We start from the raw sequence: 15,727 nt of genomic DNA, 5'->3' as shown, positions 1-15,727 counted from the left end.
ATTTATTAAATTTTAAAGGAAACCGGCCATAAATAACCGGTTTCCTTTAGGTCAAATCTAAAACATTACCTGTTAAATACCTTGGGCGCTATTACAATTCCCGAAGTATAGTTCCAATCGAAAGTTACGGTTGTGGCCGATACTATTATGCTGCCGGTGTAGGTAGTGCCGTTTAAAGTAGCTTTAAGCGGGTAAGTGCCATTGCCCATGTATATTTTCCATAAAGGTAATGGAGATATAACCATTGGGATATCACTTGTGCCGGTACAAATAATTGGCCCGCGAACGTTCAGAAAATCAAATACAAAGCTCTTGCTCGGAGAAACGGTAGCATTGTATTGCAGCGTACCTCTTGAGCAGTATAGGTTTGTTGTGATGGCATTAAACTGAACACCCACGCTATCGGTTTTTTGATAAATAGAAGGGTGTAAGGTGATCTGATCGCCGGTTAATTGGGTGATCTTCACTGAATCAATAGGTATTACCGGGGTATCGATAGGGTGTGTTGGGTTTGATACAGAATCGGCGCTTACTTTAATAACAATACTGGCTGGTATACCGCCAATTTTACTCGCTGTTACTGTGTAGCTTCCTGCTTTTGTGAAAAGAACACGAGCCCTGCCACCTTGATGAGAAAGGCCGTTAAAACCGGAAGGTGAAACGCTCCATTGAACTGAATCCTGGGTTGTGGTACCAACCAGCGACAGCGAATCGAGCTCGTAGATTTTTACCAGGGTTTTGGTTGCCACAATTTTTCCGTTGTTGGCCGGGTCGTTCATTTTGTTGCAGCTTTGAATCAGAAAAAATGCCAGTACCATGGCAAGGATAGTGTAGGTGAAATTTTTCATGTTTTTAATTGATTAATTAATGATCTCTTTATTGCATCATCGTATCAATTAAGGCAAACGTTGGGTATTGTTTATCAATATTTTATAAGCCGGCGTCAGCAGCCGTCAGTACCTCGTCAGCACGCGTCAGCTGCTTTTAACGGTCTTTGCTCAAAATTTCAAAGCCTATGTTGATGGTGTTGCCATTTCCGTCAACCAGTGTGAGGATATGTTTACCCGGCGGCGGGTTCAGTGCCATCTGGTGAAAGTCCTGCGTTTCGCCAACATATTGATCATCCAGGTGCCAAAAAATTTTCATCCCGGGCAGGCGATGGGCGGCATTGCAAATCATCCGCCCGCGGGACCCATCTGCTTCCAGCGGCACATATATTTTTGCGCCATCCTTCGGGTATATGACTTCCATGGCGTTGTTGTTTTCGGCCTGGGTACAGCCATCCCTAAATGGCGGCAGCACATGGTACTGGTAATTGCGGGCCTTGTAATAATACTCCATTGAAGGCGGCAGCACAAACCATTTTTTGTTCAGTATTTTATCCGGCGACTCACAATTACCGTTCACCTGATACTTACCATCGGCTGATAGGTGGATAAGCTGGTGATACGGACAAACCGGAGCTTTTAAACCACTTTTAGGCACCAGCATTTCGTCCACATCCTCGCAGTATTGCCCAGCGCGGTAGCCGCTTTGGTGGCATACGTTAATTTTCACCATTTCGCCGGTGGGCATATCAAACCAATCGCGCGATACGGGCAGCAGCCTGAAGATCTCGAACAGGGCAGGGGCAGCTGTGTTGATCCCAGTTAGGCCCGGCCGGCCTTCGCCATCGGTATTGCCCACCCACACGCCAACTACGTATTTAGGGGTAATGCCAATGGCCCATCCATCGCGAAAACCAAAGCTTGTACCGGTTTTCCAGGCCACCCGCTGGGTTGAGCTGAATTGCTGCCAAAGCATTTCTTCGCCGGGACGCATAACCTCTTCCATCGCCTGAAAGGTATAATAGATTGATGCCGCATCCAGCAAGCCCGACTTTTCCAAAACCGGTTTTGTTTCTTGAGGCACAGTGTAAACCGGACTATGAAAATCTGCCGGATCATATTGCCCGTTATACTTGTTGTAATGATTTAGCACCCGCGCCATATCCGCGTAAGCGCCGCTTAGTTCCCAAAGGGTATTTTCGCCACCGCCAAGGATCAGCGAAAGCCCGTAATGGTCGGCTGGTTTGGTGAGGGTGGTAATGCCGGCCTTGTGCAAAAAGTCGTAAAAACGTTCGTACTTGAATTGCTGCAGCATTTTTACAGCGGGCACATTCAACGAGCGCGATAAGGCCCTTGACGCAGGTACAGCGCCATCGTACCCCAGGTCAAAGTTCTCGGGATGGTAACCGGCTATCAGCGTGGGCACATCGGGCAGTAAACTATTGGGTAATATTAAACCGCCATGCAGCATAGAGGCATATAGCAAGGGTTTTAGCGTACTACCCGGACTACGTGGTGCGTCTATCACATCCACATCACTTTCCATTTGCGGGTCTTCGCGGTGCGATATATTACCGGCGTAGGCCAGCGTTGCCCCGGTTTCCACATCTAAAACAATGGCCGCTATGTTATTGATATCATTAGCCTTTAAAACCTGGTGGTGTTGCTCCAAAATATCGTTCACCTGCTCCTGTAATGATGATTTTATGCTGGTTTCGATACGCGTATCGCCCAGTGGCCTGGCCTGGTGGTCATTCTTGAAGCGTTGCAGCAGGTGAGGGGCAAGCTGCGGTAAGGGCATTGGCCTGTCGGGTACAGGTTCTAATTCGGCAAGGGCGCAGGTGGCACTGTCAATAATGCCCTGTTTGTGCAGACGGTTCAGCAGCAGGTTGCGTTTTTTTAACAGGATGGCGCGGTTCTTGCCGGGATGCACCAATGATGGTGAATTTGGCAAAACCGCCATTGCCGCCGTTTCGCCCCAGGAAAGTTTATCCGGGCTGCGCCCAAAATACCGCCATGAAGCGGCATCCAAACCAATTACGTTAGTGCCGAAAGGGGCGTTACTGCTGTAAAGTGCCAGTATTTGGGCTTTGTTGTAGGTGAGTTCCAAGCGCATGGCCATAAATATTTCCAGCATTTTATACCAGATATTGCGCTTGTGTTTGGTAGCCAGGCGTATCACCTGCATAGTGAGCGTACTGCCGCCGCTTGTCACCTTGCTCGATCTTAGGTTTTGCCGTATGGCCCTCCCGAAAGCCAGTGCGTCAAATCCGGGATGATGTTCAAAGCGTTTATCTTCAAAAGCGATGATGCACTGCTTAAATTTGGCGGGCACGCTATCGTTATAGGGGAAACGCCATTGTCCGTCGGTAGCAATAGATGCGCCCAAAAGCTGGCCCTGGTCATCGTCGATAACGTAGGATGTTGGACTTTTAAACAGCGGGCTTGGTAAACAAAACCAAAACAGTGAGGTTAAAACAAGTAAGAATACAAGCAGAAGTATTACTTTTGGTTTTTTAAAATAACTTTTTGCGCGTTTAAGTACAGCCTGCATCAATGTATATGATATAATAAGCTAAATATAGCTATCCTATACAACAGCTGTATTAATTTGATGAAACACAATAATGATACTACAAAAACTATCAATAATTATTCCCGCTTATAACGAAGGTAACACGATACATTTAATTTTAGATAAAATTAAATTAGTAAGCCTCACAAATAATATTGATAAGGAAGTAATTATTGTAAACGATTGCTCAAAGGATAATACCGAACAGGCTATAATAGCTTACCAGCAAGCCAATCCCGACTTTAATATTCAGTATTTTAAGCACGAAATTAATAAGGGTAAAGGCGCCGCGCTGCATACCGGCATTTCAAAAGCAACCGGCGAGTACCTGATCATCCAGGATGCCGATCTGGAATATGATCCTGAAGAATATAATGATCTTTTAAAACCCGTAATAAATGGTTTTGCCGATGTAGTTTACGGATCGCGGTTTATGGGTAGTAACCCGCACCGTATCCTGTTTTTCTGGCATACCATAGGTAACAGGTGGCTTACGTTTGCATCAAACATGTTCAGTAACCTAAACCTTACGGATATGGAAACCTGTTATAAATTGTTTGATACCAAAGTGATACAGGGAATTTCATTAACTGAAAAACGCTTTGGCTTTGAGCCGGAGATAACCCAAAAAATCTCCCGCATCCCTAAGATCAGGATTTACGAAGTAGGCATATCGTACTATGGTCGTACTTATGAAGAGGGCAAGAAAATAGGATGGAAGGATGGCGTAAGGGCTATTTACTGTATTTTGAAATACGGGTTGTTTAAGGCTAAATAGGATTGACTGTGAATCTGTAGAGACGCAATATTTTACGTCTCCAACTATACAGAGTCATTTGCATTTTCTATTTGCATGCAGGAGACGCAAAATATTGCGTCTCTACATAAATCCCATCTCAAAAAAGCTCATCCCCGCTGCATCAGCCTCCGCAACCACGCTTGCTATATTTTTATTATCAAGGTTAAAGCTCTTCACTTGCCAGTTTTTCTCGGTTAGCAGTAAACGGTTATCTGCAGTTTGCTGGCCATCAAGACAAGGGATATGCTGCAGGTTATCATCCAAACCCTGGCCGGTGGCTTTGGTAAGTGCCTCTTTACGCGTCCATAATAAATAAAACTTTTCTGCAGACTGACCAATGAAATCTGCTTCGGCATCACTGAAATTATCTGATAAAATAGACTGATAGGGAAAGGTGTGGTCAATTGTTTCAGTATCGGCGCCAATATCGCTGTTGGCCACGGCTATAACTACCCAATTGCCTGAGTGCGATACATTGTATTTTAAGCTATGCCCATCTACATAAGGTTTTTTATTAGCACCCACGGTAAATGTGATGGCCGCCTCAGGCTGATTGGTGTATTTGCCTATAATATGCCGCAATGATGCCCTGCTCACTATAAAACGAGTCCTATCCCTTTCTTGCAGGTAGCGGTTGGCGCGTGCAACTTCGTCGGGCTGTAATGTGGTAAGCAGCTTGTCGATATAGCGCGCGTTTGCGTTGATATCGATCCGCCAAACATCAACGCCGCTGGTTAGGGTAAAATCACATGCTGCCCTGGTATGCCATTCAACAGCATTTAAAAATTGAATACTTACCTCAACTTTGCTCATTACTTAATTACCTGTTAGCGGCTTCGTTCAAACAATTCTGAAGGATACTCGCAAAGATCTTATCATTAGGTGCCTTAAATATAGAGTTATGGCCGCCGGGAATCTTGTGTACATTAACGCCTTTCAACGCGTAGGGTTTCCAGCCCAGGAACTCAAAATCGTCCATATAAAAGGTACGGTTCTCGGCCCTGAATAATTCAACAGCAATAGGGTATGGCTGTAACTGGTAGCGTTTTTCTGCAAGGATATTCATTTCGTCTATCTTATTGGAGTAGCCGAAAAAGCCCTCCTGCTCCTCATCCTTGGACAGTTTCCAGATAACTTTAGTGATCCTGCGTTTTATAGCGGTGGTATTGTGCGCAATAGTTTTAAAAAAGCCGTCATGAAACTCCAGGGCGTATTTTACCTTCCGCATAAAGAATTTTCCACGCTTTACATACATGGGCACTAAACCATCGTAATAAGGTGAGCGGTAGGCATAGGTATCAAACATAGCCAGCATTTTTACTTCCTTGCCCATAGCCTCAAATTGTTTGGCCATTTCAAAGGCTATGATGCCGCCAAATGAATAGCCAGCAAGCGCGTAGGGGCCCGTAGGGTTTTGTTCCATTATGGAGGCGTTGTAGTGTGCCGCAATATCTTTAATGTCGCTCAGGGGTTCCTCAATGCCGTTTAAGCCCTTAGCCTGCAAGCCATATACCGGCTGATCATCGTCCATGCCAGATGCAAGGGTGTTAAATAACAGTACGTTTAGGCCTGCACCATGAACGATGTACAGCGGCATTTTTGTGCCGGTAGGTTTAATGGGAACCAGCGAATCCCAAACAATGGATTTGCCATCCATTTCCAGCATCAGCGCCAGTTTTTCTACAGTGGAGTTCTCAAACAATGCGGCAAGCGGCAGGCGTTTCCCGGTGAGCTTTTCAATGCGGGTCATCACCTGTACGGCTATCAGCGAGTGACCGCCGAGCTCAAAAAAGTTATCGTAAATGCCAATGTTTTTTATCTCCAAAAATTCCGACCATATATCGGCCACTAATTTTTCAATATCGGTACGCGGTGCAATAAACAGGTTGATGCTTTCGGCCAGTTTGGTCGTCTGGTCGGCAAGCGCCTTTTTATCAACCTTGCCGTTTGGTGTTAAGGGCATAGCCGGAATGATAAGGAAATCATCGGGCACCATATAATCAGGTAGTTGGGCCCTCAAACCGGTGCGCCAGCCTTTTATCTGCGCAGCATCGCTTTCGCTTTGGTAATTGTCATTTATCACTACGTAAGCCACCAGTTTGGCTACGCCGCTTTTATCGGCGCGAGCGATAACTACGGCTTCTTTTACATTGTATTCGTTGGCCAGGTTGTATTCAATTTCACCAGCCTCAATGCGGTAACCGCGAATCTTTATCTGCGCATCCACACGGCCAAGGCATTCTATCTCGCCATCGGGCATAAATTTGCCAAGATCGCCGGTGCGGTACATTTTTGCCGATGGTACGCCAGCAAACGGGTCGGCAATAAACCTTTCGGCAGTTAACACCGGCTGGTTGAGGTAGCCTTTGGCAACGCCATCGCCGCCAATGTAAATTTCGCCGGGGGTACCGGCCGGTAGCGGGTTCAGAAATTTATCTAAAATATAGATGGAAGTGTTATCTATCGGTCGGCCAACGGTAATCAGCTTATCATCGGGCATAATTTGTTTTATGGTAGACCATACCGTGGTTTCTGTAGGCCCATAAACATTCCAAAGGCTTGCCGCACGGCTAACTATCCTGTCAGACAGCTCCTTGGGTAAAGCTTCTCCACCGCAAATCACTTTAAGCGGCGTGGTTTCGTCCCAGCCGGCCTCCAGCATAATACGCCAGGTGTAGGGGGTGGCCTGCATTACGGTAACGCCTTCTTTTTTAATAATATCCAGCAGGGCGCGGCCATCCTTGGCGCTTTCGCTATCGGCCAATATCACCTGCGCACCGCTTATCAGCGGTAAAAACAGTTCCAGGCCCGAGATATCAAAACTTACCGTGGTAACGGCCAGCAGCTTATCGGCAGCAGTAAGGCCCGGTGCTTTTTGCATGCTGTATAAAAAGTTAATGAGGCCGTTGTGCGCTATCTGCACGCCTTTTGGCAACCCGGTTGAGCCAGATGTATACAAAATGTAAACCAGGTCATCGCCGGTAACATCAATATTGGGGTCTGTAGCCGGATATTGGTTAAGTGATGGCCATTCGTTTTCCAGTACCAGTTCTTTGGCGTTGGAGATATAGCGGGCCTTGTATTCAAGCGAGGTGATCAATACCACGGCTGCCGAATCGCTGAGCATATGGTTAATGCGTCCTAACGGAAATTGTGGATCAAGTGGCACGTAGATAGCGCCGGTTTTCATGATACCCAGCATTACCACCACTATTTCGGCCGATCTATCAAGCGCAAAGCCTACTTTATCGCCTTTTTTAACGCCTTGCGCTATCAGTAAATTGGCAAATCGGTTTGCCTGCTCATTTAGCTGTTTGTAAGTTAAAGCAGTATCATTAAATTTTATGGCTATGCTATCGGCATATTGCTGCGCCTGAACGCTAATGAGCTGGTGAAGGGCTTTATCTTTTGGGTAATCAACTTCGGTATTATTCCATATTTTTAGCTGGCTGATAAGGGCCTCGGCATTTTTATGGGGGATGTTTTCGATGAGCACATCAGGATCAGCAACTAACTGGCGCAGTAAAAACTCAAACTCATCCATCATATTGCGGATGGTAGTTGCGCGGAATAGTTGTGTGTTATATGACCACTCCAAAACCAAAGCTTCATCCCGACCAGATATATTCACAAAGATCTCGAAGCTTTCATACTCACGCGGATTACTTATCAGGTGATGTTTTAAGCCCGAGAAAGCCACATCATCATCCATTCCCATATCAATGTTAAACATCACGGGCACCAGCGGGATCCTTGAGGCATCGCGGGAGATGTTTAGTTTTTTTAGCAGACTCCCAAATGTGTACAGCTGATGGTCGTAAGCATCAAGTATGGCCGATGTGCGGGCCTTTAAATAGGTTTTAAACGATTGTTCGCCTTTTGGGTAGCTGCGCAGGGCCAACAGGTTAACGCAATGCCCAATAAGCCTGTAATTGCCCGTTGCGGATTGCCCGGCGGCAGGCAGCCCAAGAATTATCTCTTCCTGTCCGCTGATGCGTTGCAAAAACAACTCAAATGCCGCGAGCAGGGTGGTAACAAAGCTGGTGCCGTTGGCCTTGGCCAGTTTTTTTAATGCCGATGCTAATTCGGCATCAAGATCAAAATCGTCGCGGTGACTTTTGAAGGTGCGTACGGCGGGGCGGGGCAGGTCGGCAGGCAGGTGCAGCGCATGGCTGCTTCCCTTAAACTGATCGAGCCAGTAGCTTTCGGTTTCTTTATATTCGGCGCTTTTTTCAAAGGCCAGTTGCTCAACCGCATATTCACTGAAAAGCGGGGCGGCAGGCAGATGCAAAGGCTCGTTATTGGTATAGGCAGAATAAAATTTACTCAGATCCTGCATCATAATACCTATCGACCAGCCATCGCAAATAATATGATGGGCCGTAAAGGTTAGGTGATGCTGATGATCGCCCAGTTTAAGCAAGGTGGTTTTAAACAGCGGACCGTTTACCAGATCAAAAGGTATAAGGGCGGCCTGCCGGTTATGCTCGTCTATAAAAAGCCGCTGCTGTACAGCCGATTGCGCAGAAAGATCATGGTAATCAATTTCAAGCTGCAGCTCATTATAAATGCAGATGTATTTACCATCGGCGCTAAATGACGATCGAAGGGCCTCATGCCTGTTACTGATCTGTTGCAGGGCATGAAGCATGGCATCGTGGTTAAGCGTGCCCGTTAATTCAAGCGAAAAGGATTCATTATAAGCGCAGTTGGCCCCGTCGCCGCCAATAAGGCATGATGTCCAGATCTCCAGTTGTGATGCCGTTGCAGGGGCAATCAACTGAAGCTCCGGCCCGGCAAAGGGGTCAAATTCTACAGGAGTGGTTTCGTATGTGTATAAGGTGTCCAAGGTTGGTTATAGTGCTATATTTTTACCTGTAAAAATTTTCCGGGGTTGGCGGTATCGCTGATAAACCAGCCGGGGTTACCATCTTTATCGCGGCCAAGCTTTGCGCCGGGCACCGGTGGCTCGGTAGCCAGACTAACCTGCTGTGCGGCCGTTTCCGGTTTTTCAGATGGCATAAAGCCCGATTCTATAAGTTCAGTAACGCTTTCTTTAAACGCTGTAACTATCTGATCTATTTCATTATCTGTATGCGATGCCGTTACAAAACATGGGAAAAGATCCCATATATGGATGCCCTTGTAACGCATCAGCGTAAACAGTAGTTCGCCGTAGGCCAGTTCATATTTAAACTTGATCTTCCACAAAGAACCGAAAGATGGAGAGTATAACGGAACACCCTCTTTTTCGCAAATGGTATTAATGGCATCTGATAAACGTTTGGTGCGGGCATTAAGCTCTTCCTGTAAGGCCGGGCCTTTTTCTTTCATGTAAAGCAGGGTAGCCTTGCCAGCTGCAAGCGCCAGCGGATGACGTACAAATGTACCGGCAAAATAGGTTACACCAGCCTCTGGCGATGAATCATCACCGTATTGCCAGGTACCTCCATCCAACGCGTCCATATACTTGCTGATCCCGGCTATAGCGCCAATTGGCATCCCGCCACCAATAACTTTTCCGTAGGTACCCAAGTCGGCTTTTATATCAAACATGGCCTGGGCACCGCCCGGGTGCATCCGGAAACCGGATATTACTTCGTCGAAGATCAAAACGGTTTCTGACCGCTGGGTTATTTCCCTTACTTTTTTCAGGAACTCCACCGGCTGAAATTCGGGGCGGCGACTTTGTACCGGCTCAACCAGTACGGCGGCAAATTCATGCGCGCGTTCGGCTATTATTTTGAGTGATTCTTCGGTACCGTAATCAAGGATCAGCATGTTTTGTACTACCTCGGGCATAATGCCGGGGGCGGCAGGAACTGTCTTTAATTTCTTGGTTCCACGAACTATAACTTCATCATTTATACCATGATAGGATCCGCTAAATGCAACGATTGTTGAACGCCCTGTAACGGTACGCGCAATGCGCATGGCACCCAAAACCGCTTCCGATCCGGTATTGCAAAGTGCAGCCCTGTCGAAATTAGTAAACTCACATATCAGCTTGCAAACATCGCCTGCCAGCTCATGCTGCGGACCTATTTCGTAGCCTTTTTCTACCTGCTCCAACACGGCTTTTTTAAGCACATCAACCTGGTAACCTAACAGATTCGATCCAAAACCGTTCAGCGCGTCTACATATTCGTTACCGTCGATATCCCAAACGTGGCTGCCTTTTGAGCGGTTAACCACCAACGGATAAACAACCTCCTTTGTTAAAGGCCTAAAACCGCTTACCACCCGCGGATCGGCCATATAGGGGCGGTCTTTTTGGGTTTGGGCTTTGCTGCCTTTGGTTTTGGCGTTGTATTTGGCCGTAAGGTCATTCAAAAATGCCGACTGCTTTTCATCAAGCACCAGCGTTTGCTTTTCGATACGGGCTGTTGCGCCAAAAGGTTTTTTAACTTCTATTTGTTCTTCAGCAGTAAGCTCATATACTACCTGGTTTGTTTTTGCAGGGGTGATAGCAGGGGCTGCAGCACTATAAACCGGTGCGGTAACTAAAGGTGTGTTTGTTATAGCCGCACCTGTTTGTATCAGCGAAAGCTGGTTAGTTAATAGTTGAAGTTGCTGCGATATTAAGCTGATTATTAAATCATTATTACCAACACCTGAACCTGTATTTACTGGCGTTGAAAAGGCAATAGCGGGTTGTTGCGAAGCCGCTACAGGTGCAGGGGCTACAGCCTCGGGTTTCAAAATATCGGCAGCAAGGTTGGCATCCAAATAAGAGGCCAGCAAAACAAGGCTGTTATATTCTTCAAATAACTTTCTGAAAGTGATAGGTATATTGAAGGTTTTTTTGAGGTTGGTAGCTATCTGCGTTAGCGAAAGGGAATCGAACCCTATTTCAATAAAGCTTAAACCAGTACCCGCCGGATCAATTTCTATACCGGACGCGTCCTCAAATATATCTTTCAGTTTATCAATTAATATGTCTTTCCTTGTCTGCATAATTTGCGGAATAATAGTTTCTGGCGGCGGCGCAAAAGTATCGCCGGTGGTTTCAATGGTATTTACAATTACGGCAGGCTCAAGCCAGTACCGTTTATGATCAAAGGCGTAGGTAGGCAAATCTATCCGGCTGCGGTTTTCATTGGCGTAAACAGCCTGCCAATGCGGTTCGACGCCGTTTAGCCACAATTGCCCCAGCGCCTTTAATACGGAATAGTATTCTGATTGGGTTTCATTTTTTTCAAATCCCGAAGCTACAGGTACCGATCTATCGGCAATGTGCTGGCGGGTAAGCGTGGCCAAAATATTACCCGGGCCAACTTCCAGGAACATCCTGCCGCCGTCCTCGTGTAAAACATCCAAAGCATCAGCAAAACGAACGGTATTGCGCAAATGGTGCGACCAATAGGTTGGGTCGGTAGCTTCGGCGCCGCTCATCCAGTTACCCGTTACTGTAGATACCAGTGGTTTTACAGGGATATTTAACTTTACAGATCGTACCACATCCTCAAAAGGATGCACAACGCTATCCATCATAGATGAGTGGAAAGCATGGCTGGTTAATAACAACCTTGCCGGGATGCCTTGTGATGCCAGTTGCTCTGCAAAGGCGGCAACTTCATCAACAGGGCCGGCCACAACGCAAAGTTTGCGGGTATTAATGGCAGCAATGGATAGGCTTGCAGGTAATAACGCCCGGAGCTTTTCTGCCTCTAACCTTACCGATAACATACTGCCGGTGTCTACGCTGTTCACCAATCTTGCACGTTCAGAGATCAGCTTCAGCGCCTCAGCCAAACTGAATACTCCTGCAAGGTGTGCGGCTACAAATTCGCCTATGCTATGGCCGGTTAGTACCTCTGGCTGGATGCCAAAACTCATCCATAGTTTAGCCATTGCATACTCTAAAATGAATATCGCGGGCTGAGCATATAATGTTTGTTTTATTTTTTCAGTCGATTGACTGTCATGTGTATTAGGATATATTACCTCAAGTATATGTTCATGTATAGTACCCTTTAATAATGCGATACATTCGTCGACAGCAGCGGTAAAAACGGGCTCGGTTTTATACAATTCCAGCCCCATACCGGCGTATTGCGAACCCTGTCCCGGGAACATAAATACAACGCCCGAAACCTTGGTTTTTAACTCCTTTGATGCGGTTGGATCAGTTTCCGTAGTAATTAATTTGGCAGCTAATTCTTCATTATTTGCCGCTATTATAAACCTGCGGTAATTAAAATCGGCACGGGTTGTTTGCAGGGTATAGGCAGCATCGGCAAGATTAGTGGTGGGATACTTTGTAATAAAATCGCCCAATTTCTGCGCGTAATTATTTACACTGCCTGCCGTTTTTGCCGACCATGTAATGAGCTTTAAAGGCTTGCTTTCGCTGGCTGCAGCAGGCTCGTCAATAAACTCTTCAATCACCACATGTACATTAGTACCACCAACGCCAAAGGAACTTACACCTGCAAGCCTCGCACCATCAGATTTCCAATCGGTTAATTGGGCGTTGACGTAAAAGGGACTATCAGTAATATTAATATTGGGGTTGATGTTTTTGTAGAATAGCGACGGTGGGATCTGTTTATGGCGCATAGCCAGCGCGGTTTTTATAAGCCCTGCAACGCCCGATGCCGCCGTAAGGTGCCCCATATTGCTTTTTACCGAGCCAATGGCACAAAACTGTTTTTTATCCTGCTCACCGAATGCAAGACTAAGACCTTCAATTTCAATAGGATCGCCAAGCGGAGTGGCGGTGCCGTGGGCTTCCACATAGCTTATGGCCGATGCTTCGATACCGGCATCGTCAATAGCCATAGCAATGGCTCCGGCCTGTCCGTGCGCGCTTGGGCCGCTAAAACTGCTTTTGGCAGCGCCGTCGTTATTTACACCGATACCTTTTATAATTGCGTGTATGGTATCGCCATCGCGCCGGGCATCTGCTAATGATTTTAAGAGTACTACACCTGCGCCATCGCTAAATACGGTTCCGGTAGCTTCGGCATCAAAGGGGCGGCAATGGCCATCGCTGCTCATGATAGAACCTTCCTCGTAAATATGCCCGCTTTTTAACGGCGATGTAATGGATACAGCTCCTGCTATAGCCACCGAACATTGTCCGTTACGGATACTGCTTACCGCCTGCGCTACGGCCAATAATGAGGTAGAACATGCCGCATACACCGCTACGGCAGGGCCCTCTAAGTTTAACTGGAAAGCGGTGCGCGTAGCTATATAATCCTTCTCGTTAAGTAACCTCACCTGGAAATGGCCGGTGCGGTCAACGATTTGGGGATTGGTAAGTACGTTGTTATTGTAATAGGTATTGTAGCCGCAGCCTGCAAAAACGCCAACCAGTCCGTTATATTTTTGCGGCAGGTAACCGGTTTTTTCCAGCACTTCCCATGCTATTTCCAAAAATACACGGTGCTGCGGATCCATCAGCTCGGCGTTACGCGGGTTAAAGCCAAAGAAAGCGGCATCAAACTCATCGGCCTTATCAATTACGCCCCTTGCTTTAATGTAGGCAGGGTCGTTGCGGAGGCTTGCTGGGATGGATTTGTCCAGTTCATCGGCAGTAAAAAAACTGGTAGATTCGCGGCCTTCGCTTAGCAGCTCCCAAAATTCATCAATGGTATTGGCACCCGGGAAACGGCCAGCCATGCCAATAATGGCAATATCCTGGTTGGTGTTATCTGTCTTTATTTTCTTTTTTGAAAGGAGCGGGGTTGTTTTACTGTTTCCGCTTAAAAAGTTTACCAGGCCAGTGATAGTTGGGTATTGGTAAAGTTTGGTAATTGGTACATCTAAATTAAGTTCCTGCTTAAGCGTGGCAACGGTTTTTAATGCTAGCAGCGAATTACCGCCAAGCAGGAAGAAATCATCGTCGATCCCAATTTTATCCAGTTGCAGCAAGCGCATCCAAACGGCAGTGATGTTTTTTTCTGTTGGGGTTGATGGCGCTTTGAATAGCACGGCAAGATCGGGCCGTTCCAGGCCGGGGCTGGGCAGGGCTTTCCTATCCACTTTGCCACTGGTGGTTTTGGGCAGTTCGGTAAGCCAAACGTATGCCGATGGTAGCATAAAATCGGGCAGTTGCTGCTCCAGGCTTTTACGCACTCCGGCGGTGTTTTGCTGCTGATCGGCAGATACCAAATATGCTAATAAGCGTTTTTGCCCGGCGGCATCTTCGCGCGCAATTACAACAGCCTGTCGTATATTATCTAATTGATTCAGTAAAACCTCTATCTCGCCCAGTTCCACACGATTACCGCGGATTTTCACCTGCGTATCCTTGCGGCCCAAGTATTCGATGTTGCCATCGGGCAGGTAGCGGGCAAGATCGCCGGTGCGATAAATGCGGGTGGTTTTGGTATCGGATTCCTGCCAGTTCAAAAACTTTTCGGCGGTAAGCTCGGGCTTGTTCAGGTAGCCGTTTGCAAGACTTACACCCGCAACGCAAAGTTCGCCGGTTTCGCCGTGTGGCAATATATTCAGGTTTTCGTCAAGAATGATAATCTCCGTAGCATCAATCGGTATCCCAATCGATGGCAGGGCTGGCCACAACGATTCATCGCCGGTTAACTTTAACTCGGTTACTACATGCGTTTCGGTAGGCCCATATTGATTGTATAACACGCAGTTGGGCAAGGCTTTGAAAAAAGCGGTTATCTGCGGGGTAATTTTTAATTGCTCACCGGCGGTCATTACCTCCAGCAGGCAATCGGGAATATGTTTATTGGCAATTGCTGCTTCTGTTATGTATTGTAGCACCACAAAGGGTAAAAAGATGCGATTTATGGCTTGCTGCTCTATGTATAGCAGCAGTTTTACCGGATCTACGCGCAAGTCGTCGGCTACGAGCACCAACGTGCCACCCGTGCTAAGCGTGGCAAAGATCTCGTGGAAAGAAACATCAAAACTAAGTGGCGCAAACTGCAAAGTATTAATACCCGTGGTTGAAACCGAATTATCTTTTTGCCATAAAAGTAGGTTTACCAGCGCCGCATGACCCATAACCACACCCTTGGGTGTACCTGTGGAACCTGACGTGTATAGCACGTAAGCGCCATTGGCATTTACGGCAGATATTTGCTGCTCCTGCTGCGGGTGGGCCGCGTCAGAAAATAAAACACCTACCGGTAAGCCTTCAAATAAATGTTTTTGTGAATTGGTTATGAGGCAGGTATCAATCCCCGAATCGGTAATGATCTGTTCAAGCCTGTCCTTCGGGTAATCGGGATCGAGCGGTAAGTAGGCTTTGCCGGCTTTTAAAATAGCCAGTACACTTATAATGGTTTCTACACTCCGAAATGTGCTTACGCCAATTATTTCAGACGTGGGCGATACGCGTAAGATCTCTGCAGCAAGGTTATTGGCCTGCTGGTTAAGTTGATTGTACGTGAGTTGCTTGCTACCGTAGGTAACAGCTAAAACGTGAGGGGTTTTGTTTTGCTGCTGCTCAAATAACTGGTGTACTAAAATGGTATTAATTATACCTTTTTCAATTATGTTAACAGGGTTAATATTCATTAAACTTGATGAGGTTAGCTATATTCA

General features: G+C 46.7%; 6 protein-coding genes. 1 reads left to right on the top strand and 5 read right to left on the bottom strand.

The features are described 5' to 3' along the window. Positions 1-65: 65 nt before the first annotated feature. Together BLS59_RS01995 and pbpC are read right to left on the bottom strand one after the other, a co-directional pair. Complete coding sequence (locus BLS59_RS01995; RefSeq protein WP_091143411.1) at positions 66-848, bottom strand: hypothetical protein; 783 nt, start codon at positions 846-848, stop codon at positions 66-68. Between the two features lie 136 nt (positions 849-984). Continuing rightward, positions 985-3,381, bottom strand: a complete 2,397-nt coding sequence (gene pbpC, locus BLS59_RS01990; RefSeq protein WP_091143408.1) for a penicillin-binding protein 1C — start codon at positions 3,379-3,381, stop codon at positions 985-987. Between the two features lie 73 nt (positions 3,382-3,454). Here pbpC and BLS59_RS01985 point away from each other — a divergent pair, with 73 nt between their 5' ends. Further along, the gene (locus BLS59_RS01985; RefSeq protein WP_091143404.1) at positions 3,455-4,180 is read left to right on the top strand and encodes a glycosyltransferase family 2 protein; all 726 of its coding nucleotides are present in this window, start codon (positions 3,455-3,457) and stop codon (positions 4,178-4,180) included. Positions 4,181-4,282: 102 nt separating this feature from the next. Here the strand turns inward: BLS59_RS01985 and BLS59_RS01980 are convergent, their stop codons facing one another. From BLS59_RS01980 to BLS59_RS01970, 3 genes are read right to left on the bottom strand one after another with little or no spacing between them, the layout of a single operon-like run. Beyond that, positions 4,283-5,014 carry a 4'-phosphopantetheinyl transferase family protein gene (locus BLS59_RS01980; protein ID WP_091143401.1) on the bottom strand — a complete coding sequence of 244 codons (732 nt, stop codon included), beginning with the start codon at positions 5,012-5,014 and terminating at the stop codon, positions 4,283-4,285. Between the two features lie 7 nt (positions 5,015-5,021). After that, entirely contained in the window at positions 5,022-9,050 is a 4,029-nt protein-coding gene (locus tag BLS59_RS32600; RefSeq protein WP_091143398.1) for a non-ribosomal peptide synthetase, read from the bottom strand. A gap of 14 nt (positions 9,051-9,064) precedes the next feature. After that, positions 9,065-15,700, bottom strand: a complete 6,636-nt coding sequence (locus BLS59_RS01970) for a type I polyketide synthase (protein ID WP_091143394.1) — start codon at positions 15,698-15,700, stop codon at positions 9,065-9,067. Positions 15,701-15,727 lie beyond the last annotated feature (27 nt).

Origin of the sequence: Mucilaginibacter pineti (genome assembly GCF_900101875.1) — a bacterium.
GTDB classification, from domain to species: domain Bacteria; phylum Bacteroidota; class Bacteroidia; order Sphingobacteriales; family Sphingobacteriaceae; genus Mucilaginibacter; species Mucilaginibacter pineti.
This window is presented reverse-complemented; position numbering and strand designations above follow the sequence as displayed.

What these genes read in the sequence shown, in the direction of transcription:
- BLS59_RS01995 (WP_091143411.1), bottom strand. Translation starts at nt 848, where the DNA reads ATGAAAAATTTCACCTACACTATCCTTGCCATGGTACTGGCATTTTTT.
- pbpC (WP_091143408.1), bottom strand. Translation starts at nt 3,381, where the DNA reads ATGCAGGCTGTACTTAAACGCGCAAAAAGTTATTTTAAAAAACCAAAA.
- BLS59_RS01985 (WP_091143404.1), top strand. Translation starts at nt 3,455, where the DNA reads ATGATACTACAAAAACTATCAATAATTATTCCCGCTTATAACGAAGGT.
- BLS59_RS01980 (WP_091143401.1), bottom strand. Translation starts at nt 5,014, where the DNA reads ATGAGCAAAGTTGAGGTAAGTATTCAATTTTTAAATGCTGTTGAATGG.
- BLS59_RS01970 (WP_091143394.1), bottom strand. Translation starts at nt 15,700, where the DNA reads ATGAATATTAACCCTGTTAACATAATTGAAAAAGGTATAATTAATACC.